The sequence below is a fragment of the Amycolatopsis sp. NPDC004625 genome, assembly GCF_040609695.1.
In the GTDB taxonomy this organism is placed as follows: domain Bacteria; phylum Actinomycetota; class Actinomycetes; order Mycobacteriales; family Pseudonocardiaceae; genus Amycolatopsis.
In genome coordinates, this window is record NZ_JBEXKX010000074.1 from 1 (window position 1) to 23,248 (window position 23,248).

Annotated in this window: 24 protein-coding genes; 13 read left to right on the forward strand and 11 right to left on the reverse strand. The window is 69.5% G+C overall.

Annotated features, from left to right (window positions below; genetic code table 11):
• Nucleotides 1-423 precede the first annotated feature (423 nt).
• Nucleotides 424-1,818, reverse strand: coding sequence for a S8 family serine peptidase (locus ABZW17_RS43115; RefSeq protein WP_354827627.1), 1,395 nt, complete (start codon nt 1,816-1,818; stop codon nt 424-426).
• Between the two features lie 63 nt (nt 1,819-1,881).
• Nucleotides 1,882-2,121, reverse strand: coding sequence for a hypothetical protein (locus ABZW17_RS43120; RefSeq protein WP_354827629.1), 240 nt, complete (start codon nt 2,119-2,121; stop codon nt 1,882-1,884).
• A 43-nt stretch (nt 2,122-2,164) separates the two neighbouring features.
• On the opposite strand from ABZW17_RS43120, the gene ABZW17_RS43125 reads away from it, so the two are divergent.
• On the forward strand, nt 2,165-3,403 hold the full coding sequence (locus ABZW17_RS43125; RefSeq protein WP_354827632.1) for a serine hydrolase: 1,239 nt from the start codon (nt 2,165-2,167) through the stop codon (nt 3,401-3,403).
• On the opposite strand, the gene ABZW17_RS43130 is transcribed toward ABZW17_RS43125, so the two are convergent.
• From ABZW17_RS43130 to ABZW17_RS43150, 5 genes are all read right to left on the reverse strand, one after another.
• Nucleotides 3,400-3,837, reverse strand: a complete 438-nt coding sequence (locus ABZW17_RS43130) for a helix-turn-helix domain-containing protein (protein ID WP_354827635.1) — start codon at nt 3,835-3,837, stop codon at nt 3,400-3,402. The genes ABZW17_RS43125 and ABZW17_RS43130 overlap by 4 nt on opposite strands.
• Nucleotides 3,834-4,943, reverse strand: a complete 1,110-nt coding sequence (locus ABZW17_RS43135) for an acyl-CoA dehydrogenase family protein (RefSeq protein WP_354827637.1) — start codon at nt 4,941-4,943, stop codon at nt 3,834-3,836. The genes ABZW17_RS43130 and ABZW17_RS43135 overlap by 4 nt, the downstream gene beginning before the upstream one ends.
• 58 nt (nt 4,944-5,001) lie before the next feature.
• Nucleotides 5,002-6,009 (reverse strand): inner membrane protein YhjD, encoded by a 1,008-nt coding sequence (yhjD, locus tag ABZW17_RS43140; RefSeq protein WP_354827639.1) that lies wholly within the window; start codon nt 6,007-6,009, stop codon nt 5,002-5,004.
• Between the two features lie 63 nt (nt 6,010-6,072).
• The gene (gene trpS, locus ABZW17_RS43145; protein ID WP_354827642.1) at nt 6,073-7,107 is read right to left on the reverse strand and encodes a tryptophan--tRNA ligase; all 1,035 of its coding nucleotides are present in this window, start codon (nt 7,105-7,107) and stop codon (nt 6,073-6,075) included.
• 46 nt (nt 7,108-7,153) lie between these two features.
• Nucleotides 7,154-7,507 carry a hypothetical protein gene (locus ABZW17_RS43150; RefSeq protein ID WP_354827645.1) on the reverse strand — a complete coding sequence of 118 codons (354 nt, stop codon included), beginning with the start codon at nt 7,505-7,507 and terminating at the stop codon, nt 7,154-7,156.
• Between the two features lie 442 nt (nt 7,508-7,949).
• Between ABZW17_RS43150 and ABZW17_RS43155 the strand changes: the two genes are divergently transcribed.
• Entirely contained in the window at nt 7,950-8,660 is a 711-nt protein-coding gene (locus tag ABZW17_RS43155; protein WP_354827647.1) for a chitinase, read from the forward strand.
• A gap of 52 nt (nt 8,661-8,712) precedes the next feature.
• Here the strand turns inward: ABZW17_RS43155 and ABZW17_RS43160 are convergent, their stop codons facing one another.
• A complete protein-coding gene (locus ABZW17_RS43160) occupies nt 8,713-9,531 on the reverse strand; it encodes an exodeoxyribonuclease III (RefSeq protein ID WP_354827711.1) in 819 nt (272 codons plus the stop codon).
• A 43-nt stretch (nt 9,532-9,574) separates the two neighbouring features.
• On the opposite strand from ABZW17_RS43160, the gene ABZW17_RS43165 reads away from it, so the two are divergent.
• The 3 genes from ABZW17_RS43165 (at nt 9,575) to ABZW17_RS43175 (ending at nt 12,117) form a co-directional block, all read left to right on the forward strand.
• On the forward strand, nt 9,575-10,327 hold the full coding sequence (locus tag ABZW17_RS43165) for an MBL fold metallo-hydrolase (RefSeq protein ID WP_354827650.1): 753 nt from the start codon (nt 9,575-9,577) through the stop codon (nt 10,325-10,327).
• A 586-nt stretch (nt 10,328-10,913) separates the two neighbouring features.
• A complete protein-coding gene (locus ABZW17_RS43170) occupies nt 10,914-11,489 on the forward strand; it encodes a WHG domain-containing protein (RefSeq protein WP_354827653.1) in 576 nt (191 codons plus the stop codon).
• 79 nt (nt 11,490-11,568) lie between these two features.
• Entirely contained in the window at nt 11,569-12,117 is a 549-nt protein-coding gene (locus ABZW17_RS43175) for a permease (RefSeq protein ID WP_354827656.1), read from the forward strand.
• Here ABZW17_RS43175 and ABZW17_RS43180 read toward each other — a convergent pair.
• Entirely contained in the window at nt 12,114-12,410 is a 297-nt protein-coding gene (locus tag ABZW17_RS43180) for an SH3 domain-containing protein (protein ID WP_354827659.1), read from the reverse strand. The two genes, ABZW17_RS43175 and ABZW17_RS43180, sit on opposite strands and share 4 nt — an antisense overlap.
• Before the next feature lie 183 nt (nt 12,411-12,593).
• Complete coding sequence (locus tag ABZW17_RS43185; RefSeq protein WP_354827662.1) at nt 12,594-13,817, reverse strand: NADP-dependent isocitrate dehydrogenase; 1,224 nt, start codon at nt 13,815-13,817, stop codon at nt 12,594-12,596.
• Nucleotides 13,818-14,071: 254 nt separating this feature from the next.
• Between ABZW17_RS43185 and ABZW17_RS43190 the strand changes: the two genes are divergently transcribed.
• From ABZW17_RS43190 to ABZW17_RS43200, 3 genes are read left to right on the forward strand one after another with little or no spacing between them, the layout of a single operon-like run.
• The gene (locus ABZW17_RS43190; protein WP_354827665.1) at nt 14,072-14,593 is read left to right on the forward strand and encodes a hypothetical protein; all 522 of its coding nucleotides are present in this window, start codon (nt 14,072-14,074) and stop codon (nt 14,591-14,593) included.
• Between the two features lie 25 nt (nt 14,594-14,618).
• Nucleotides 14,619-14,999 carry a DUF2203 domain-containing protein gene (locus ABZW17_RS43195; protein ID WP_354827667.1) on the forward strand — a complete coding sequence of 127 codons (381 nt, stop codon included), beginning with the start codon at nt 14,619-14,621 and terminating at the stop codon, nt 14,997-14,999.
• A gap of 9 nt (nt 15,000-15,008) precedes the next feature.
• Nucleotides 15,009-15,626 (forward strand): class I SAM-dependent methyltransferase, encoded by a 618-nt coding sequence (locus ABZW17_RS43200; RefSeq protein WP_354827670.1) that lies wholly within the window; start codon nt 15,009-15,011, stop codon nt 15,624-15,626.
• Here ABZW17_RS43200 and ABZW17_RS43205 read toward each other — a convergent pair.
• Nucleotides 15,612-16,025: a DUF2000 domain-containing protein gene (locus ABZW17_RS43205; RefSeq protein WP_354827673.1), complete on the reverse strand. Its 414-nt coding sequence runs from the start codon at nt 16,023-16,025 to the stop codon at nt 15,612-15,614. The genes ABZW17_RS43200 and ABZW17_RS43205 overlap by 15 nt on opposite strands.
• Nucleotides 16,026-16,075: 50 nt before the next feature.
• Between ABZW17_RS43205 and ABZW17_RS43210 the strand changes: the two genes are divergently transcribed.
• The 5 genes from ABZW17_RS43210 (at nt 16,076) to ABZW17_RS43230 (ending at nt 23,171) form a co-directional block, all read left to right on the forward strand.
• Complete coding sequence (locus tag ABZW17_RS43210) at nt 16,076-16,852, forward strand: AraC family transcriptional regulator (protein WP_354827676.1); 777 nt, start codon at nt 16,076-16,078, stop codon at nt 16,850-16,852.
• A gap of 261 nt (nt 16,853-17,113) precedes the next feature.
• Nucleotides 17,114-17,527 (forward strand): SseB family protein, encoded by a 414-nt coding sequence (locus ABZW17_RS43215; RefSeq protein ID WP_354827678.1) that lies wholly within the window; start codon nt 17,114-17,116, stop codon nt 17,525-17,527.
• Nucleotides 17,524-18,129, forward strand: a complete 606-nt coding sequence (locus tag ABZW17_RS43220; RefSeq protein WP_354827681.1) for a hypothetical protein — start codon at nt 17,524-17,526, stop codon at nt 18,127-18,129. Before ABZW17_RS43215 ends, ABZW17_RS43220 begins: the two co-directional genes overlap by 4 nt.
• 3 nt (nt 18,130-18,132) lie before the next feature.
• Nucleotides 18,133-22,764: a putative T7SS-secreted protein gene (locus tag ABZW17_RS43225; RefSeq protein ID WP_354827684.1), complete on the forward strand. Its 4,632-nt coding sequence runs from the start codon at nt 18,133-18,135 to the stop codon at nt 22,762-22,764.
• Entirely contained in the window at nt 22,761-23,171 is a 411-nt protein-coding gene (locus ABZW17_RS43230; protein WP_354827687.1) for a hypothetical protein, read from the forward strand. The genes ABZW17_RS43225 and ABZW17_RS43230 overlap by 4 nt, the downstream gene beginning before the upstream one ends.
• The last annotated feature ends 77 nt before the right edge of the window (nt 23,172-23,248 follow it).

Sequence of the window (23,248 nt, forward strand, 5' to 3'; positions counted from 1 at the left end):
GGGTTTGTCAAGGCATCTTTCCCGCCTTGACAAACCCGACCGCCGCCTGAAAATCCCACCGGAGGGGCGGGGGAGGTCGGACCCGCTACATAGCCACGGCAGAGCTAAACCACGGCAAAGCTGAGCCACCGCAAAAGACAAAGCCCTACCGCGGCGGATCTTTGAAGCCGCGGCAGAATCAAAAGCGTCCTCGCCGGACAGGCAGGCTCCGGGATGACCCTGGGACCCGCTGTCATCTCACCTTGGAGAGGTGGGCCGCTGGGTGGTCATCCCGTCGCCTGATTGAGGCTTATCACTTTGAGCCGGGCCCGCAACCTCGCGCTGTCACCCCTGACTCGGTCTGCATGTTGCGGGCCCGGCTCAAAGTGATTTGACGGCCTCAGGCGACGGGATGACCACCCCGCTCCTTTTGTTCTGGTTGGGTCAGCGGACTGCGTCCAGGGCGTTTACCAGGCCGTGGCCGTAGTACGAATTGTTCTTTGCCGGGCCTGTGCACTCCGTCTCCGTTGTTGTGCACTTCACCGCGTCCGCTTCGCCCTCCAGGATGCGGGACAATGCCCATGGTGGGATGCCGCGGAAGCGCGACGCCAGCAGCGCTGCCACTCCGGCCACGTGGGGGGATGCCATCGATGTGCCGCACTTCGAGCCGTACGGACCGCCGAACACCGTTGACGACAGGGGGCATGCCGGGCCCGCGCCCTCTGGTGGTGTCTGGGAGAAGTCGCCGCCTGGGGCTGTTACCGCGATTTCGCCGTAGTTGCTGAACGAGGACTTCGTGCCCGCGTAACCCACCGATGACACGTTCACCACGCCGTCGATCGACTTCGGGAGGATTCCGCACGACCTGTCCACCGGGTGCGGGCGGTTCGGGTCCGTTGTCTGCGCCGTCGTGTCGAAGCCTGAGTTGCCCGCCGCTGCCACGTTGAGTACGCCGTGGCGGGTTGAGAACTCGATTGCGCGGCGGACCGCTTCGTACGCTGCCGCGTCGCCTGCCTCGTGCGAGCAGAAGAACATTCCCGGGTCGATGTAGTAACTGTTGTTCGTCACCGGGAAGCCGTGCTCGGCCGCCCAGACGAAACCGCACACCGCTGACTCCGGGAAGATGTAACCCGCGTCGTTGACCACCTTCACCGAGGCCAGGCGCACGCCGGGGGCGATGCCCGTGAAGCCCGCCGCCGGGTCCTTGCCCGCGATCGTGCCCGCCACGTGCGTGCCGTGGTCCGAGGTCGTCGGGGCCCAGGATGCCGGGGCCGGGTCCGGTGCGCCCGTCACGCAGCCCGCCGACGCCCGCGCGTCGACCGCGTTGCGGAGCGCCGGGTGCGTTGCGTCGATGCCCGAGTCCAGCACGCCGACCGTCACCGAACGGCTGCCCTGGTAGATCTTGTTGGCCTCCGGCGCGTGGATCGCCTTCATGTCCCACTGCTGGGCCGAGAGGTCACCCGCGGCCGCCGTCGAGCGCGTGTCCTCCAGCGTCTTCACCGCGCCGAGGGAACGGGCCGCGGCACCGGACGAAGAAGCCACGTCCTTGCCGCCCGAGTACGCCCGGTAGACGCCGATCTTCTGCTGGAAGTCCGCGTTGCGCGAGCTGGCGATCGCCACGCCGATCTCGGCGTAGTACGCGACCTTCGTGCCGCACTTGGCCGCCAGCTCCTTGTCGACGGCCGACGCGCGCGTGCCCGGCTGGTACGTCACGACGTAGGTGTACGGCGTGCTCGTCGTGTCGCAGGCGACCGGTGCGGCCTCGGCCGCCGGCGCCGCGAACAGGCCGCCGCCCACGGCCAGCACCAGCGGGGCCGCCATTCGGCGTATACGGGACATTCCACCTCCAGGGTCAGTGGCGTCAACCTAAACCGGCCCCGGAGGCCGCGCCACCGACCAAAGTCAGGAGGAAACCCGCGAAGTGGCACGCACGCCGCGCCAGCCCAGCACGCCGATGGCCGTGCCGAGCAGGAACGACACGACCGTCAGCACGGCGTGGACCACGAAGTACGCCGTCGGCGAGCCGTCGGGGGTCCAGGCGCGGTCGCTCTCCCAGAGGTTCTTGGCGAAGGTGATCCAGATGATCCAGGACCACACGCCGAAGGCCAGCAGGAACAGCGAGGTCCGTCGCGAAATGCGCATGCCCCTGAGTATGCGACGCGGGCCGCGGCGCTAGATTGCGTGGGTGCACTCCGTTGTCTCCCGGTCGCTCAAGGTCTTCGCGACGACGCTCTCCGCCGCCCTCCTGGCCCTGAGCACGCCGGCGCTGGCGGCCGCGGCGCCGCCGCCGGGCCCGTGCGCGAACCACCAGGCCCCGCCGCCGCCGGTCGACACCTCGGAGAAGCCGGCGCCGGGCAAGCAGCTCCCGCCGCCGCTGGCCGTGCCCGCGCAGCCGGTCGGCGGCCCGCGGATGGCCGAATGCGGCCTGATCACCCCGGACGGCGCCCTCAACCCGCCGGACGGCAACACCGCGGCGTCGTGGGTGGTGCAGGACCTCGACAGCGGCGCGATCGTCGCGGCCAAGGACCCGCACGCGCGCCAGCGGCCCGCGTCGCTGATCAAGACGCTGCTCGCGCTGGTCGTCGTCACCCAGCTGCAGCCGCAGCAGGTGATCGTCGCGACGAAGGAGGACGCCGAGCAGGAGTGCACCTGCGTCGGCCTCGCCGCCGGCGGCCAGTACACCGTCGACCAGCTGCTGCACGGCCTGCTGATGCACTCGGGCAACGACGTCGCCCACGCGTTCGCCACGGCGCTCGGCGGCGTGGATACCACGGTGGCGAAGATGAACGCGACGGCCGCGAAGATCGGCGCGCTCGACACGCGCGCCGCGACGCCGTCGGGCCTGGACGGGCCGGGCATGTCGACCTCGGCCTACGACCTCAGCCTGATCTTCCACTACGCGATGAAGCAGCCGGAGTTCGCGAGCGTCGTCGCGACGAAGAACTTCGAGATCCCGGCGGCCGGCGGCAAGCCCGCCATCCCGATCTTCAACGACAACAAGCTGCTCGGCGTCTACCCCGGCTTCCTCGGCGGCAAGACCGGCTTCACCGACGACGCCCGCCACACCTACGTCGGTGCGGCGCAGCGGCAGGGCAAGCGGCTCGCCGTCGTCATGCTGCGCGCCGAGCAGAAGCCGACCAAGGTGGTCGACCAGGCGGCGAAGCTGCTCGACTACGGCTTCGCGCTGGAAGAAGACCGCGCGGCGCCGGTCGGCCGGATCACCTACCAGGCCCCGGCGGCGACGGCGGCCAACGGCGACCCTTCGGTGGCGGCGGACGGCGGCACCGGCAACAGCGGCACGTCCGCGGCGGCCGCGAAGGACGACCCGTTCGGCGTCACCGGCTGGATCATCACGCTGGTGGTGTTCCTGATCATCGTCGGCGGGTTCGTGGTCGGCCACCAGCGCAAGAAGGCCACGCGCTAGCGGAACCCGGGGCCCGGCTCCGGCGTCACCCGGCCGGTGGTGACCTCGCCACCGCAGTGCCGGCAGGCCACGACGACGTCGGTGAGCTCGCCGCAGTCCTTGTGCCGCAGCCGGATCGGCGGCCCCTCGGGCCCGGCGAGGTGCCGGTCGCCCCACTGCATGAGCGTGACGACGGCGCCGAAGAGGTCGCGCCCGGCCGGGGTCAGCACGTACTCCGGCACGGGATCGACGCGTTCGAGCACCCCGGCGTCGACGAGGGTCTTGAGCCGGGCGGACAACGTGGGGCGCGGGATCGACAGGTTGCGCGCGAACTCGCCGTAGCGGCGGACGCCGAAGAACGACTCCCGCAGGATGAGCAGGCTCCACCGCTCGCCGACCAGGTCGAGCGCGCGGCCGACCGAGTCCGCGGTGAACCGGTGCGCCAGCTCGTTCACAGCTGCTCCGTGCGGGCCGGGACGCCGAGCAGCAGCTTGCCGGGCAGCTCGTAGCTGGCCGGGTTCACCTGGAAGTGGGCGGTCGCCGTGTGCGCGTCGCGGAACCGGCGCTGCAGCGGCGAAGTCTCGTAGATCGCCGCGCCGCCGCCCAGGTCGTACATGCTTTCGGCGACCTTCGCGGCGGTGCGCGTGACGTGCGTGGCGGCCAGCCGGAGGCCGAGCTTGAGCGCGTCCGGCACCGGATCGGTGCCCTGCGCGGCCTGCCAGGCGTCGTCGATGCTCGTGTAGAAGAGCAGCCGTGCCGCGCGCAGGGCCGCCTCGGCCTCCGCGACGGCGGCCTGCGTCGCCGAGCGCTCGGCCAGCGATCGGCTGGAGCCGAGCGGCTTGCGCGTCGAGGCGAGCTCGACGAGGTCGTCGATCGCGCCGCGGGCGTTGCCCAGCGCGGCCGCCGCGACCGACAGCGCGAAGAAGCCGAACAGCGGGAACCGGTGCAGGGCAACGGCTTCCGGCGGCGGGCCGCCCATGACCGAGAAGACGCGGTGTTCGGGGACGAACAGCTCGTCGGCGACGCAGTCGTGGCTGCCGGTGCCGCGCAGGCCGTTCGTCTGCCAGGTGTCGAGCACGGCGATCTCGGCTTTCGGCAGCGCGGCGACGTAAAGCGCGTTTTCGTGCACGAACCCGGCGAAGAGCCAGTCGGCGTGCGGAATTCCGCTGCAGAAGGACCAGCGGCCGGTCACGACGTACCCGCCGTCGGCCCGGCGGCCGGTGCCGCGGGGCGCCCAGACACCGGCGGCGACCGTGCGCGGGTCGCCGAATACCTCGTCCGCGCACTTGCGCGGCGCGTAGGCGGACAGCAGGCTGCTCGTCACGGCGATCGAGACGCACCAGCCGGCCGAGGCGTCCCCGCGCGCGATCGTCTCGGCCGTCTCGAGGCTGACGGCGGGCGGCGCTTCCGGGCCGCCGAGGTAGCCGGGGACGCCGGTGCGGAACAGCTGCGCGTCGGTGAGCTTCGTGACGAGCTCGGCCGGCAGCGCGCGCTCCCGCTCGGTGACCGGGGCGAGCGTCTTGGCGAGGTCGGCACACTCGCGGGCGGCGTCCAGCAGCACGAAACCCCTCCGGTTCGGATTTCTTACCGGTTCAGTTTCTTTACTGGCCGCTCCGCTGTCAAGACCGGCGACGGCCCAGCCAGGCGAGCAACGCTCCGGCACTGAACGCGCCGGCGACCGCCCCCAACCCGGGCCCCCGCTGCACGGTGACCCGCTGTTCGAGCCGCACGGGCGGCGGGGGCTCGATGACCGTGCGCTGGTTCTCCTTCGCCGTCGCGGTCCACGCCGTGACGAGCAGGAGGAAGCGCGAGACGAGGTTGGCGAACACCAGCAGGCCGATGACCGGCCCGAACAGCGCGAACGAGGGCGAGTTCGTCACGCTGGCGAGGTAGAAGGTGGCCGCCTGCTGCAGGATGACGAACCCGACGGAGGCGAACACGGCCCCCTTCACGGCACTGCGCAGCGCGACGCGCTCGCGGGGCAGGCGGGCGATCACCCAGAGGAAGACGAGGGTGTTGGCGAGCAGGCCGAGCACGATCGTCGCCACCCGGAGCAGGAAGTTCGCCCAGGCGGCCTGGTCGAGGTCGACCAGCTTGAGCAGGAAGCGCCCGACACCGCCGCCGATCGCGGTCAGCGCGAACGACACGATGAGCGCGACGCCGAGCCCGATCAGGGCGACGAAGTCCTTCGCCGTCTGCTTGACGAACGGCTGCGGCTGCTTCTCCTGGCCCCACTGCGCGGTGAGCGCGTCGCGGAGGTTGGCCATCCAGCCGATGCCGGAGTAGAGCGCGATGAGCAGACCGAAGATCCCGATCCCGCTGCCGGACTTGAGCGCGGCGTCGACGATGCCGGTGACCAGGGTCTGCAGGCCGCTCGGCACCGAGTGCTGGATGCCGTCGCGGATCTGCCTGATGATGTCCGGGTCGTTGCCGACGGCCAGCCCGACCACGGCGAAGGCGACCATCAGGATCGGGATGACCGAGAGCACGCTGAAGTAGGTGATGGCGGCGGCGTAGTGGTTGCCGTACCGCTCGGTGAAGGCGTCGTTGGCCCGGATCAGGTGGTCGAGCCACGGGTACTTCCGCTTCAACCGCGGAAGCAGCTTTTCCTTCTCTTCGTTCGCCACCGTGAAAACGCTAACCACGGGGTGTGCACCCCGCAACGCGAGCGGCTCACGTGAGGGAGGGCCTCACCGCACCGGCGGCAGGAACCCGATCCGCTGGTAGGTCCGGGCCAGCGTCTTCGACGCCACTTCGCGCGCGCGTTCGGCACCCGCGGCGAGGACCTTGTCCAGTTCCGCCGCATCGTCCAAATAGGACTTGGCGCGGTCCTGGATCGGCGTCACCCATTCGACGAAAACCTCGCCGAGGTCCTTCTTCAGGTCGCCGTAGCCCTTGCCCTCGTACGCCGCTTCGAGGTCCGCGATCGAGCGGTCGGTCAGGGCCGAGTAGATGGTCAGCAGGTTCGAGACGCCAGCCTTGTTCTCGGCGTCGAACCTGACCTCGCGGCCGGTGTCGGTGACCGCCGAGCGGATCTTCTTCGCCGAGCGCTTCGGGTCCTCGAGCAGCTCGATGATGCCGTTGACGTTCGACGCCGACTTGCTCATCTTGGCCGTCGGTTCCTGCAGGTCGTAGATCTTCGCGGTGTCCTTGATGATGTACGGCTCGGGCACCACGAACGTCTTGCCCAGCCGGTTGTTGAAGCGCTGCGCGAGGTCGCGCGTCAGCTCCAGGTGCTGCCGCTGGTCCTCGCCGACCGGGACGGCGTCGGCCTGGTAGAGCAGGATGTCGGCGGCCTGCAGGACCGGGTAGGTGAACAGGCCGACGCTGGAGCGGTCGGAGCCCTGCTTCGCGGACTTGTCCTTGAACTGCGTCATCCGGCCGGCCTCGCCGAAGCCGGTCTGGCATTCGAGGACCCAGCTGAGCTGGGCGTGCTCCGGAACGTGGCTCTGCACGAACAGGGCGCTGCGCTGCGGGTCGATGCCGATGGCGAGCAGCTGCGCGGCCGAGACGCGGGTGCGCTGGCGCAGCACCTTCGGATCCTGCTCGACGGTGATCGCATGCAGGTCGACGACGCTGTAGAAGGTCTCGTGCGTGTCCTGCAGCTTCACCCACTGACGCAGGGCGCCGAGGTAGTTGCCGAGGTGGAACGAGTCGGCGGTCGGCTGGATCCCGGACAGAACCCGCGGACGGCGCTCTGCTGCGACGGTCTGCTCTTCGGCCACGCCGGGATTCTTCCAGGCCGAGCCGAGCGGCGGGCGCGGAGGGCCCTCAGGCGTGCGGACGCGGGGTGAGGAACGGGCGGGTCGGCGTCGCCTCGGGCTCGCCGAGGACGGCTTCGGCCATTGCGGTCACCGGGTCCTTCTCCTCCGGCAGGGCCGGGGCGGCTTCGGCGACCCGGGCCTTGCGGCGCTGCCGCAGCACACCGAGCGTCATGCCGACGATGCCGAGCGCGACCGCGACCAGCCCGACCGGGCCGAGCAGGCCGAAGGTCTCGGCGTTGGTGTCGGCCTGCGCGGTCGTCGTGACCGCGGCGAACGCGCTGCCGCCGCCGGCCAGGAGCAGGCCCGCCGGGATCAGCGCGACCACTACGGCCGCGCGGAAACCGCGCAGCGTGGACCGCAACAGGGTTCGACCTGGGTTGCGCACCGGAGTGCCTCCCGCGAGTGATGAGCGAAACGCTCACCCATCCGAGTGAGACGCTGCATGCTACTGGTCAGAAAACTACCGAGCGTGTCAAGACCTGCCGGTACTGATCAACTCGGAAGCGAGAGTAGCGCTCATTCGGTAATACGCCCGAGGCGCCCCCGCGGTTCACTTCGATCACTCGTCCGAGTGGATCCACTACTACCCGAAGTAGAGCGTGACCGGAGGGTGTCCGATCGGGTGTCACCCGATCTCCGCAGCATTCGCTCACGCTGCGACATTCGCCGCAGCGGACGTTACTCCGATCGCGGCCTCCTGGTCGGAAAACTTTTCACCGGATAGTGATTGGTCTATACCTCTTGGAGTAACCCTTCGGCCCGGCCGGACCGCGCACGGCCGGCGTCAACCAGAGGAGTTCCCGATGTCGATTTCCCGCTTCCTGAAGCGCGCCGGAGTGGCGATGGGCGCGCTCGCCGCGGCCGCCGTGCTGGTCGCACCCACCGCGTCGGCCGCGACCTTCGTGGTCGGCGAAGCGCAGTTCGAGCAGATGTTCCCGGGCCGGAACGCCTTCTACACCTACAGCGGCCTCACCGCGGCGCTCTCGGCGTACCCGGGCTTCGCCACCACCGGCGACGACACGGTGAAGAAGCAGGAGGCCGCGGCGTTCCTGGCCAACGTCAGCCACGAAACCGGCGGCCTGGTGTACGTCGTCGAGCAGAACACGGCGAACTACCCGCACTACTGCGACACGAGCCAGCCCTATGGCTGCCCGGCCGGGACCGCTGCCTACTACGGCCGCGGCCCGATCCAGCTGAGCTGGAACTTCAACTACAAGGCGGCGGGCGACAGCCTCGGCATCGACCTGCTGGGCAACCCGTACCTGGTCGAGCAGGACGCGGCGGTCGCGTGGAAGACCGGGCTCTGGTACTGGAACACCCAGAGCGGCCCGGGCACGATGACGCCGCACGACGCGATGGTGAACGGCCGCGGGTTCGGCGAGACCATCCGCAGCATCAACGGTTCCCTGGAGTGCAACGGCGGCAACCCGGCGCAGGTCCAGAGCCGGATCGACCTGTACACGCGGTTCGCGGGGATCCTCGGGGTTCCGACGGGCGGCAACCTGTCCTGCTGAGCCGGGCGCGGCGAGAAGGGCCTTCCCGGTTCGGGGAGGCCCTTTTCGCGTGTCAGCGAGGGAAGTCGATGTCGTAGGTGGCGGTGACGGGAGCGTGGTCGGACCACCGCTGGTCGTAGGCGGCGGCCCGTTCGACGACGACGTCGACGACCTTCTCGGCGAGGCCGGGTGTCGCGAGCTGGCAGTCGATGCGCCAGCCGGAGTCGTTGTCGAAGGCCTGCCCGCGGTAGGACCACCAGGTGTAGGGCCCGGGGCCCTCGGGGTCGAGCCGGCGCTGGACGTCGGTGAAACCGGCCTCGGTGTAGACGCGGCCGAGCCAGGCGCGTTCCTCGGGCAGGAAGCCGGAGTTCTTGCGGTTGCCGCGCCAGTTCTTGAGGTCGACGGTGTCGTAGGCGATGTTCCAGTCCCCGACGACGACGGCCTCCCGCCCGCTCGCGGCCGCCTTCGCCCGCAGCTCGACGAGGTAGGGCAGGAACGCGGCCATGAAGCGTTCCTTTTCGTCCTGCCGTTCGGTGCCGACGTCCCCGCTGGGCAGGTAGAGGCTCGCGACGACGACGTTCGGCAGGTGGACTTCGAGGTACCGCCCGGAATCCTCGAACTCGGGTTCCCCGAAGCCGACCCGGACCTCCTCGGGCTCGACGCGGCTGTAGACGGCAACACCGTTGCGCCCCTTGAGCGCGGACGGGGCGTGCACGGAGAACCAGCCATCGGGTTCGACGACGGCGGCGGGCAGCTGACTGGCCTCGGCCCGCACCTCTTGGCAGGCGACGACATCGGCGCCGGTGGCGGCGAGCCACTCGACGAAGCCCTTTTTGGCGGCGGCACGGAGCCCGTTGACGTTCACGGTGGAGACGGTCAGCACGCAGTGCACGCTACCTGCCGCCGGTGGTGCCCGTTCTGCCAGACTGCCGCCCATGGGTGCTGGGGAGAGTCGGCTGACCGTGCTCGGCAGTTGCGGTGCGTGGCCGGAGCCCGGGCGGGCGTGCGCCGGATTCCTGTTGGCGCACAACGGCTTCCGCGTCGTGCTCGACCTCGGGTACGGGGCCGCGTCGCGGTTGTTCTCGCACGGCCGGTTGCCGGACGCGGTGGTCGTGACGCACGAGCATCCGGACCACTGCGCCGACGTCAGCGCCCTCGGGCGGGCATGGCACTACACGACCCAGGCCGAGACCCCCACGGCCCGGCTGCCGCTGCACTGCACGCCGGGCACCCTCCGCCGGCTCGAGGCGATGGAGCCACGCCCGCACCCGGCGACCCTGTTCGACGTGCACGACCTCGGCGAGCCGGCCGAAGTGGGGCCGTTCCGCCTGACGTCGTACGCGCTGCCGCACCACCAGCCGAACTTCGGCGTGCGCCTGAGCGCGCCCGGACTCACGGTGGCGTACACGGGCGACACGGGACCGTCCCCGCTGCTGGCCGAACTCGGCCGCGAGGCAGACCTGTTCATCTGCGACGCCACCCTCCGCACCCCGCCACCGGAGGGCGAGCCCCGGTACCTGATGACGGCGGCCGAGGCGGGCCGGTGGGCAGCGGAGGCGGGAGCGCACCGCCTGCTCCTGACCCACTTCTGGCCCGGAACGAACCGAGCGGCGGCAGCCGAGGAGGCCCGCGCCGAGTTCGGCGGAGAGGTGCTGGTCGCGGACGAGGACCTGGTCCTCGAGCTCTGAGCCCGGCCGCCGGGTTCCCCAACCCGGCGGCTCAAGCCCCGGCCGCGGTCACCCGACGCAGCGGCGGCTTCGGCCCGCCAACGCACGCCTCGGCTCCAACCCGGCGGCTCAAGTCCCCCGGCCGCGGCTCACCCCGGGCCCGGCGGATCCGGCCCGCCAACGCACGCCTCGGGTCCCGATTCCCCGACCAGCAGCCCGGCTCCGCAGCCCAGCAGCCATCCCAGGACCTGACCGACGCCGGGCTCCCCAGCCCGAACGCCACCCCGGCCACCCGACAGCCACCGCACAGGATCTCGGCCCCCGTGCTCCGACCCCCGTCCGAGCACGGTCCCCAGCCTCGACCCCGACCGACTCCAATCCCGGCCCCAGCCCGCGAGACTCCCCCTGGAGACCCCGCGGACCCACCGAAACCAGCCCTGCCGCATTCAGTTGTCGCCCGCCCCCGGACGTTCCTCCCTCCCTGGCGACCCACGCCGCCACCTGCGGTTTTCGACCTGATCAGTTCTAGCACCCACCACCGACAAAAACCGGCCCTTGCCACCAGAAGCTACGAGCAATAGCTTTAAAGCTATGAAGAGTAGCCGCCATGTCCCCTAGAGCCGGCCTGACCACCGACGCCGTGGTCACCCTCGCCATCGCCATCGTCGACGAAGGCGGCCCGGCCGAGCTCACCCTCGCCAAGGTCGCCGAACGCGCCGGCGTCGCCGCTCCCTCGCTCTACAAGCACGTCAAGAACCTCGCCGACCTCAAGCGGCTCATCGACCTGCGGGTCGTCCGCGAAATGGCCGACGCCCTCCGCACCGCCGCCACCGGGCGCGAACGCGGGACCGCCGTCGGCGCCCTCGCCGACGCCTACCGCGACTACCTGCAGAAACACCCCCACCGCACCGGGGCCCTCACCGCCGCCCCGGACCGTGCCGACGACGAACTCAGCCAGGCCACCCACGCCGTCGCCGAGGTCGTCTTCGCCGTGCTACGCCCTTTCGGCTTCGACCACGCCCAGGCCGTGCACGCGACCCGGTGCCTCCGCGCCGCCGTTCACGGCTTCGCCGGCCTCGAAGCGTCCGGCGGCTTCGGCCGCCCCGAGGACGTCGACGAAAGCTTCGAAGTCCTCAAAACCATGCTCGTCCAGGGCCTCACGAACTACTCGGAGCAGAAATGAGCTTCCTTCTCGCCGTACTCCTCTTCACCGTCGGGCTCGGCGTCCTCGACGCCCGCTTCCCCTGGACGGAGGCCCGCCGGTGATCGCCGGGCACTTCGGGCTCGCCGCCGCCGTCAAGGCCGGCCGGCCCGCCGTCCCCGTCTGGACGCTCATGCTCGCCACCGCGTGGCTCGACGTCGTCTTCGTGCCGCTCTACCTCAGCGGCATCGAGACGGTCGACGGCGAAGGCTACGGCGGTGGCGTCATCCACGCCGACTACACGCACTCTCTCGTCGGCGCGCTCGTGCTGGCCGCGCTGTTCGGCCTCGTCGCGAGCAGGTGGCTCGGCCGCGAAGCCGGCCTGGTCCTCGCCGGTGTCGTGTTCTCGCACTGGCTGCTCGACCTCGTCGTGCACCGCGCCGACCTGCCGATCCTGCCCGGCAACGCCGGCGACCTGCCGACGTTCGGCTTCGGGCTCTGGCGGCTGCCCGCCGTCTCGGCCGTCGTCGAACTGCTGATGCTGGCCGTCGGCATCGGCCTCTACTGGCGCGCCGCGGCGAAACGCGACCCGAAACGCGCCAGGACGCTCGGCCTGTCCGCCGCGGCGTTCGGCGTCGTGACGCTCGCGGCCGATCTGCTGGGCGTCTAGCAGGTGGAGCCGGCGACGGGCTGGGTGAAGGCCGCGGCCACCCACTTGTCGTCGGCCACCTTGCGGAAGCCGTTCTGGACGCCCGGCATCGCGTCGAACTGGGCGTCACGCAGGTACTTCCCGACGACCTTGGCGTTGCCGTCCGCCGACTCGCGGGCGTTCAGGACGTCCGCGGTCACCGTCACCTTGCAGCCGGTGGCCGAAGCGCCCGAAGCCTGCTTGCCCGTGTTCATGGCGTACACGATGACGACCAGGACGAGCGCGCCCAAGATGAGCAGAGTCTTCTTCGACATGCTTTCCTCCAACCCGCGAACCCCGGCCCCACGCCAAGGGTAGGCAATCCTTTACCCGGACGGACAGCGCCGGACGCAGCAACCACCCGGAGGCGCCAGCGGCGCGCGCGGAAGGTGACGCGCCGTGATCAAGCGAAAGCCCCCTCCCCGGCGGACCGGGAAGGGGGCTTTCACCAGGAAAACTCAGCCCTGGGCGATCTTCTTCGCCAGGTTGTCGTCCAGCGTCGCGAGGAACTCCTCGGTCGTCTGGAACGGCTGGTCCTTGCTGATGAGCAGCGCGAGGTCCTTGGTCATCTGACCGGCCTCGACCGTCTCGACGACGACCTGCTCCAGCTTGTTCGCGAAGCCGATCAGCTCCTGGTTGCCGTCCAGCTTGCCGCGGTGCTCGAGGCCGCGCGTCCAGGCGTAGATCGACGCGATCGGGTTCGTCGAGGTCGGCTTGCCCTGCTGGTGCTGGCGGTAGTGCCGGGTGACCGTGCCGTGCGCGGCCTCGGCCTCGACCGTCCGGCCGTCCGGCGTGCGCAGCACCGACGTCATCAGGCCGAGCGAGCCGAAGCCCTGCGCGACCGTGTCGGACTGGACGTCACCGTCGTAGTTCTTGCACGCCCAGACGTAGCCGCCCTCCCACTTCATCGCCGCGGCGACCATGTCGTCGATCAGGCGGTGCTCGTAGGAGATGCCCTTGGCGTCGAAGTCGGCCTTGAACTCGGCCTGGAAGATCTCCTCGAACACGTCCTTGAACTGGCCGTCGTAGGCCTTCAGGATCGTGTTCTTGGTGGAGAGGTAGACCGGCAGGCCGCGGTCGAGGCCGTACTGCAGCGACGCGCGCGCGAAGTCCTCGATGGACTTCTTGAAGTTGTACATCCCCATGGCGACGCCGCCGCCCTCGGGGAACTGCGCGACCTGGAACTCCATCGGCTCGGAGCCGTCGTCCGGGGTGTAGCTGACGGTCAGCTTGCCCGGGCCGGGGACCTTGAAGTTGGTCGCCTTGTACTGGTCACCGTGGGCGTGGCGGCCGATGATGATCGGCTTGGTCCACGTCGGCACCAGGCGCGGGATGTTCTGGATGACGATCGGCTCGCGGAAGATCACGCCGCCGAGGATGTTGCGGATCGTCCCGTTCGGGGACAGCCACATCTTCTTGAGGCCGAACTCTTCGACGCGCGCCTCGTCCGGGGTGATCGTGGCGCACTTGACGCCGACGCCGTGCTTCTTGATCGCGTTCGCGGAGTCGACCGTGACCTGGTCGTCGGTGCGGTCCCGCTCCTCGATACCCAGGTCGTAGTAGTCCAGGTTCACGTCCAGGTACGGGTGGATCAGCTTGTCCTTGATGAACTGCCAGATGATGCGGGTCATCTCATCGCCGTCGAGTTCGACGACGGTGCCCTGGACCTTGATCTTGGCCATGAGCAGCGGTGCTCCTTCCGCGGATCTTCGCGTTCTTCGATACGTCTCGCCGGTAGCGGTACAAGCGTACTGCTTGACGCACCTGGATGGTTCAAGTAGTGGTCGGCATCAAGTCTCCACCCGCCCTTTGTGGCGCGGATCACCGGGCGACGAACCCGCCGGTCAGCCGATCCGACCGCTCGCCGAGCGACCGTGGTGCCCGGCGGTGAACCAGGGCACGATGCCACCCGTGAATCCTTGCGGGAGGTGAGGCCGTGTCGACCCATCGGTACGCCGGCTACGAAGACGACTACGAGAACGACTACCAGGACCCCGACGACCCCGCCGACGCGCTCGACGAGCGGCCGCGCCGGGGCGCCGCGCACGTGGTCAGCGCGCTCGGCGGGCTCGTGCTGACGCCGGTCGCCCTGGGCCTGCTGAGCTGGGGCGGGCTGCGCCAGCAGCAGCTGATCCAGGCCACCCTGAGCACCAACCGCGACCCGCTGGGCATCGCGCTGCTGGCCGGCGGGGCCATCCTGCTCCTGGTCGTCGCCGCGCTCGGCGCGCTGTCGGCGGCCGGCCCGATCCTCGGCGGGCTGATCTACGGCGTGCTGCCCGGGCTGGCCGCGATGGCCGTGCCGGAGTGGGGGTTCAAGCTGGTCAACCTGATGCCGAAGAGCGACATCGCGTACGGCGTCATGGACTTCCTGTTCATCGGCGGCCTGCTCGGCGTGGGTTTCCTGCTGGTCGGGAGCGGGCTGGCCGGCGCACTGGTCCGGCGGCGGCGCGAAGGGTGACGCACGCCGGTGGCATCATCGGCGGATGGGGCTGTTCACCGTCTCGGAAGCACGCGACGAACTGGCGCGCCTGCGGCCGGTCCTCGACGAACTGGTCCGCGTCCGCGCCGACGCGGCCGAGCTCGCGGCGTCGCTGCGCCCGGGCGGCCGGGCCACCGAGCTCGGCGGGCTGCCCGAGTGGAAGGCCGCCCAGGCCCGCCTCGACGACCTGATGACGACGGTCCAGCGCACCGGCGCCGTGCTCAAGGGGTTCGCGCCGCTGCTGGTCGACTTCCCGGCCGAACTCGACGGCACCGACGTGCTCCTGTGCTGGCTCGAAGGCGATCACGAGCTCGGCTGGTACCACCGCGCCGACCTGGGGTTCGCGGGTCGCCGTCCACTGAAAACCCCTCGCCACGCTGGCTAGGTTGGGTTCGTGAGCGACGAATCCCGGGCCGCGTTCTTCGACGGCACAGCCGAGCACTACGACGACGACACGTTCCACGCCTCGGTGGCCTCCGCGCTGGTCGAGCCGCTGCCGTCCGCTCCCGGACTCGTCTTGGACGTCGCCACGGGGACGGGCTTCGCGGCGTACGCGGCGTTGCGGCTGAAGCCGGCGCGCGTGCTGGCTGTCGACTTGTCGCCGGCCATGGTCGCGCGGGCCGAGGCCAAGGCACCGGCGCAGGACCCGGACGGCCGCATCGAGTGGCGCGTCGGCCCGGCGGTGCCGATGCCGGCCGCCGACCACTCGGCCGACGTCGTGCTGTGCGCGTCTTCGCTGCACTTCCTGGGGGCGGTCGCGTTCGCGGACTGGCTGCGCGTGCTGAAACCGGGCGGGCGACTGGCGTTCTCGGTGGTGTCGGGGACGCGGTTCCGGCCGTCGGGTCCGTTCGCCGAGTTCGTGCCGAAGGACCTCACGTTCCCGACCGGCGAAGCCGAGGCGGCGGCACTGGCGCACGGCTTCGTCGACGTGTCGGCACAGACCTTCACCGTCGACGGCGGCGACCGGGTCCGCAGCGTCTTCCTGGTCCACGCGAGCTCACCGGTGCAGTGACGCGCCCTTGAGGATCTTGTCCACGGCGTTCTTCGGCCCGTGCACCGCCAGCCCGGCCAGGGCCAGCTTCTCCCCCGGCACCGCGCGCACGGCCGCCCGGTTGTCGACGTCGTTGCCGGTGTGGAACAGCTCGTCGGTGAAGATCGAGAACCGCAGCCCACGGCCGAGGGCGCGCGTGTGCGCCGCGGTCAGGACGTCCGCGGTGCCGGAAAAGACCAGCACGGGCTGGCCGAACATCGGCAGGTACCCGGTGCCGTCGGCGTCGGCGTAGGGCTCGCCCATCAGCTCGGGCGTCACGTGGGCGATGCCGCTGACCAGGAACGCCGTGACGTTCAGCCGCTGCCAGGACGCCAGGTCGTCGCGGAGCAGGACGGCGATCTTCGTGTCGAAGGAACTCATGCCGGTCACGATCGCCCGGGCCCGGTGTCCGCGTCTTGTACGTTCTTGACATGGCGGACGTCGAGGCCTGGCGACCGGCGGTCCCGGGGATCGCCGAGGTCTTCCACGCGCGCTTCACCACGCACGCCTACCCGCTGCACACGCACGACACGTGGACGCTGCTGATCGTCGACGACGGCGTCATCCGCTACGACCTCGACCGCCACCACCACGGCGCGCTCGGCCCGGCGGTGACGCTGCTGCCGCCGAACGTGGCCCACGACGGCCGCGCCGCAACCAGCCACGGCTTCCGCAAGCGCGTGCTGTACCTGGACACGTCGGTGCTGGGCGAGGACCTGATCGGCGCGGCGGTCGACCGCCCCAGCGTCGCCGACGGCCTGCTGCGCACCCGGATCCACCAGCTCCACGAGTCCCTCACCGAACCGGGTGACGCGCTCGAGGCCGAGAGCAGGCTGGTGCTGGTGGCCGACCGCCTGCGCACCCACCTGGGCCGCCCGGCGTCGCACCCACCGAAGCGCGGCCTCGCCGACGACCTTCGCGACCTCCTGGACGCGCGCCTGCCGGAGGCGCTGACGCTGGCCGAAGCGGGCGAGACGCTGGGCGCGCACCCGGCGTACCTGGTCCGCTGCTTCGGAGCGCGCTTCGGCCTGCCACCGCACCGCTACCTGACGGGCCGGCGCGTCGACCAGGCCCGCCGCCTCCTGCTCGACGGAGCTCCGGCGGCCGAGGTCGCGGCGGCGGCGGGGTTCTCGGATCAGGCCCATCTGACCAGGCATTTCAAGCGGTACCTGGGCACGACGCCGTCGCGCTACCCGAAAACCCGGTGACGACGTCGTTACGACCCGCGCCGCCGAGAGCATCAATGGGCAGCAAGCCAGGAACAAACGTTCAATCACGTGCGACGTCACCCAACTTCGCCAAACCCCTTGGCAATGAGTCAACAGCTGGTCCAACAAGGTGAAGATTGGCACATTCCGGACAATTTTCTCGCCCGGGTTATCGGGTTGCCCGAAAGCCGACCTCGATTTTTGTCGACGACGCATTACTCTGGGCCGTCAGCGCAGCAGGGGAGGACACCGTTGTCAACAATGGTCAACGTAGACCTCGATTCGGGTGCCGGGCTCAGGGCGGAAATCGCCGCGGCGCACGGCGGCTACGGTCAATGGCCGGGTCTCGTGCGCGAGTTTCGGTTGAGCGTCGTTCTCGTCCCGACCTCGGCGGCCGGAGATCCCCTCGTCTGCGACCACGACGGCATCCAGTGGCTCTTGGCCTTCACCGATGAGCGACAGCTCGCCGAATGGGCAGTCGTGCGCGGCGGAAATCCTGCGGTCGCCGTGGACTACCGGGCCGTTTCGGGGGGCCGGTTACTCGATGCCTTCCTCGCGAGCGTCGGCGTTCCCGCCGGTATCGCGGTGAACATCGGAGGCACCCGACCGGTCTTCCTCCCATCGCCGGGCATCGAGCCGGCTTCGCACACGAACGAGGGAAGCGGCGTCCGGTGACGGATGGCTACGAGGTGACGCCCGAGATCCTCAAACGGACCGCGAAAGGCATCAACGACATCATCGCCGAGCTGAAAGATCTGGGAATCGCGGAGTCCGGCGAAATCGGGCGAGGATTCTCGCAATTGGAACTCCGGGGCATGCAGGTGGGCGACCGTGCGCTGGAGACACAGTTCGCCGAGTTCTGCGAACGTTGGACGTGGGGCGTGCGCTCTCTGGTGCAGGACGGGAACCAGTTCGCCTCGATGTTGCACCTCGCTGCCGGGGAGTACCACGACGCGGAGCAATACGCGATCGGGGTGCTCAAGGACGCAACCGGAAGCTTGGCCGGAGACCCGCACAAGACCGACGACCAGATCGAACAGGAGTCCTTCGGCGACATCGCCGGCCAGGCGAACCCGGTCAATGGCGATTACAGCGCCGCATCATTCGAGAAGCTGGGGTCGGACGCGTCGCAGACCTGGCGCACCGAGGGACGAGAGCTCTCCGAAGGCCCGATGGGCCTGGGGAAAGACGTAGAGAACGCCATCGGTGCCGGGGATCAAGCCGACCGAGCCCGCGACCAAGTGTTCGGTAAGGACACCCGACCCTCGGGAAGCTGACAGGTGAACTGGTTCTCCGACAGAATCGACGACGTCGGTGATGCCCTCGAGCATGGCGTCGACGAGGCGAAAGACTTCACCGGCAAACTGGTTGACTCCGGCGCTCATCTCGTCGGCGACGGACTGGACGCGGTCGGTCTGCACAGCGCCGCCACCGCGGTCGACGGCTTCGGCGACTCCGTCGCCGATCACCTGGGCGCCGAGGTCGCCGAGCAGGAACTCGACCAGACCGATGACCCGCAGAAGCTGCTCCACGGTGATGTGAAGGCGATTGCGGAGACAGCGCAGCACCTGGGCAAGTTCGCCGGCGCCTTCGAGGACACTGCCGTCGGGCTGAAAGCGATCGACAGCAGCGACTGGGGAGGCAAAGCGGGCGACGCGTTCCGCGAGAAGTTCGACAAGCACCCCAAACAGTGGTCGGACGCGCACGAAGCGTGCGCAGCTGCCGCCGGCGCCTGGGAAATCTACGGCGCGTCGGTCAAGTGGGCTCAGGACCAAGCTCGCCAGGCCGCCGAGCTGTACCGGCAGGGCAAGACGAACAGCGACAACGCTCGGAGCAGGTACCAGCAGCAGGTCGAAGCCCACAACCGGGACGTCAGCGGCTACAACGCGGCCGTCGCCGCAGGACAGCCCCCGGGTCCGGCTCCGACACCTCCGGGCGAGTTCGCCGACCCGGGCGCGGCGCAGATCCGCGAAGCGCAGGCAATCCTCGAAGCGGCCCGGGTGAGACGGGACGCCGCGGCCGACGAGGCCGCACAGGCGATCAGAGCCGCCACCGACCTCGCCCCGCAGCAGCCGTCCTTCACACAGCGGATGCTCCATGACGGCGAGGACCTGGTGCACGCCGCCGGAATGGGCTCGTACCACCTCATCGGCGGGGCGATCAAGGGAACCGCCGACATCGCTCGATTCGTTCGCGCCCTCAATCCGTCCGATCCCTACAACCTGACCCATCCAGCGGCGTACCTCGATGGGCTGTCCGCAACAGCCGCGGCCATGGTCCACGACGCGACCCACCCCGTCGACCTGGTGAAGAGCCTGGCCGGCTCCGGATGGGGTACCGACCCGTTCGAGGCCGCCGGCAAACTGGTTCCGCAGGTCGCACTCGCCGTCGGCACCGATGGCGCCGGCACCGCCGCCGACGCCGCAGCCGATGCCGGCGAGCGCGGCGCCCTGGAGGCAGCCGAGGATGCCGCGGCACGCAAAGGCATCGACGAGCCACGCGACCCCGCCAGGGACCGTGCGTGCAAGGAATGCGCCGGCGAGCCCATCGACACGGCAACCGGCAGCCTGCTCCTCGACCAGGCGGACGTGGACCTGCCCGGAGTACTGCCGCTGGTGATCGGCCGGCACCACGCCACCTCCTACCGGGCCGGCAGGTGGTTCGGCACGAGCTGGGCGTCCGTGCTCGACGAGCGCGTCGAAATCGACGACGACGGCGTGGTCTTCACCCGCGGAGACGGCGTGATCCTCTGCTATCCACACCCCGTCCCCGGCGGCGTTCCCACCCTGCCCGCCGACGGCGGCCGATGGCCGATGGCGTCGGCGCCCGAAGGCGGGTTCACCATCACCGATCCCGGCACCGGCCACGTCCGGCACTTCGACCGCGGATCCGGCAGCATCCTCCCTCTGTCGGCGATCACCGACCGCAACGGAAATCGGCTCCTGTTCCACCGGCGACCCGACGGAACACCGACCGCGGTCCGCCACGACGGCGGCTACCACGTCCGAGTGGAAACAACTGACCGCCGGATCACCGCGCTGTACCTGGTGAACGCAGAAGATGACGGCGGCGAGGTGACGCTGGTCCGGTACGGCTACACCGACCAGCAGCTCACCGAGGTCATCAACTCGTCCGGATCAGCGCTGCGATTCGCATACACACTGGCCGGCTGGATCACGAGTTGGACCGATCGGAACGGAACCGCGTACCACTACAGCTACGACGCCCGCGGACGCTGCGTCCAGGAAACCGGTCCCGACGGCATACTCAAGTACCACTTCGACTACGCGGAAGCCGACGATTCCACCGGTGACCGGATCACCACCGTCACGAACTCACTCGGCGCCATCAGCTCCTATCATGTCAATTCCGCGTTGCAGGTCGTCGCCGTCACCGACCCCCTCGGTCACACCACCCGCTCGACGTGGGATCGCTACGACCGATTGCTTTCCCGCACCGACCCCCTCGGCCGCACCACCCGATACACCTACGACGAACCCGGGCGACTGGTCATGACGACCCACCCGGATGGGACCCAGGCACTCGCCGAATACAACGACATGGGACTCCCGACCGTCGTGGTGGAACCGGATGGCGCGGTATGGCGGCAGGACTACGACGAGCGCGGGAACCCCCGTGCGCAGACAGACCCCACCGGCGCTCGAACGACGCTCCGGTTCGACGAGCACGGCCATCTCACCACGGTCACCGATCCGCTGGGCCACCAAAAACACGTCGAGGCCAACCCGGCTGGACTCCCCGTCTCGATCACCGACGCGACCGGCGCGACCACCCACTACGAGCGTGACACCGCGGGACGGGTCGTGCGAGTCACCGACCCGGTGGGCAGCGTCACTGCCTTCGGCTGGACCGTCGAAGGCCGGCCGAGCTGGTGCGAACGCCCCGGCGGGATCCGCGAGACCTGGCTCTACGACGACGAAGGAAACATGATCGAGCACCGTGATGCCGCAGGCGCGGCCACCCGGCTCGAGTACACCCACTTCGATCGTCCCCGTGCACGTGTCGGCCCGGGCGGCGCCCGGTACGAATACGAGTACGACTCCGAACTACGGCTGGTCGCGGTCACGAACCCGGACGGACTGTCGTGGCGGTACGTCTACGACCCCGCGGGGCGGCTTGCGGCCGAGACCGACTTCAACGGCCGCACCCTCACCTACGCGTACGATCCGGCAGGTCAGCTGATCGAACGCACCAACGGCGCCGGTGAAGTGACCCATCTCCGGCGAGACCTGGCCGGAAACCTGATCGAGCAGCGCTCGGACTCCGGGACGGCGACGTTCGGCTACGACGAAGTGGGCAGGCTGATGCGCGCCGACAACGCCGACGCACACCTGCGATACGAGCGCGACGCCGTCGGCCGGGTACTGGCCGAGACAGTCAACGACGGCACGGTCACCTCCGTCTACGACACCGCGGGCCGGCGCATTCGCCGGACAACGCCGTCGGGCGCGGCAAGCGTCTGGTCCTACGACGCAGCCGGTCAGCCCGTCACCGTCACCGCCGGCACCCACACCATCCGGTTCGACCGCGACACCGCCGGCCGCGAAGTCCGCCGCCACCTGGACGATGTCGCGACGCTCGAGCAGACCTGGGATGCGGCTCACCTGTTGACGAGCCAGGTGCTGGCTTCCCGCGGCAGCAGTCAGGAGGTGCTTCAGCGGCGCAGCTACTCCTATCGCGAAGATCGCGCTCTCGTCGGCATCGACGATCTTCTGGGCGGTTCGCGCCGTTTGACGCTTGACGTCTCAGGCCGCGTGACGTCCGTCGAGAATGCGCAACGCAGCGAGCGGTACGACTACGCCGCAACCGGTGATGTCGTGAACGCGGTGTGGCCCGCGCTGCCTGCCATGCAGCCGGTTGTCGGACCTCGCGAATACCGGGGAACGCTGCTGGTGCGCGCCGGCGCGACGGAATATCGGCATGACGCGCAGGGCCGTGTCGTGTCCCGGCGGCACACCCGCCTGTCCCACAAGCCCGAAATCTGGAGGTTCAGCTGGGACTCCGACGACCAGCTGACGGGGGTGACCACCCCGGACGGGCAGCGTTGGCGCTACTTCTACGACCCGCTGGGCCGGCGAATCGCGAAGCACCGGCTCAGCGTCGACGGCACGACCGTACTCGAGCAGGTCGCCTTCGTCTGGGACGGCACCAGCCTCGCCGAACAGACAGCCTGGAACCACGAGGTGGCCAATCTACGGACCACCACCTGGGACCACGACGGCGATCACCCGATCGCCCAAACAGAGCGAACCGAATGGCGCGACGCCCCGCAGTCCTGGGTCAACGAGCAGTTCTACGCCATCATCACCGACCTTGTGGGCGCGCCCAGCGAACTCGTGGACGACAAGGGCCACGTCGCCTGGCACGCCCATCGCACGCTTTGGGGCGACACGAGCTGGAGAAGCAGTGGCGCCACCACCCCCCTCCGGTTCCCCGGCCAGTACCACGACCCGGAATCGGGACTGGACTACAACTACTTCCGCTACTACGACCCCGGCACCGGCCGGTACATCAGCCTCGATCCGCTGGGCCTTGCGCCCGACCCGAACCCGAACAGCTACGTCGACAATCCGACGAAGGCCGCCGACCCGCTCGGCCTGATGAGCTGCGGCGTGGAAGACGGCCGGCAGCCATGGCAGATCACGCCTGAGGGGACCGCGGAATCCGCGCGCCATCCCCGGTTCGGGACCTTCTTCAAGAGCGAGTCCGACGGTCTATGGTGGTCCAAGGACAACGCCGATCACGGCGGGTCGGCGTGGAAGGTCTTCCGAGAGACCGACAAGGGTCTTCAATGGGTGGCGGACGCGGATACCTACGGTGACTTCATCGTCGGCAAGCACAAGGGGCCGACCGGCACTTTCATCCCCTGGAAGGAACTCGCACGCCGATGACGATCCGGAGCGCAGCGGAGTTCATCTCACTTCGTGACAGCGAGGATCCGGAACTCTACCGGCGCGCAGCGCACGACGACGCTCCGATCGACGTGTGGCGAGACCTCGTGGACCACTACGCCGGCTACCGCAAATGGGTTGCGCACAACAAGACAGTGCCTGCGGACATCCTGCACGTCCTGGCGACTGATGAAGATCAAGAAGTGCGGTTCTTCGTCGCCATGAAACGCCGGTTGCCGCTCGAAATCCTCGACACGCTGTCCCGGGACACCGACGACGGAATACGCCTTCGGGTAGCCCGGAACAAGACAACGTCGCAAGAAATCCTGTGGCGTCTCGCAAAGGATCCGTCGAAGAGTGTGCGAGACGCAGTACACGATCGGCTTGAGAAGCACGACCGCGAATGAGGATGCCGTGGTCACGCATAGTCATCGCTCACCTACCGGGGCAAGAGCGCACGGGAGAAGACGGGCGTTGTGTCAAG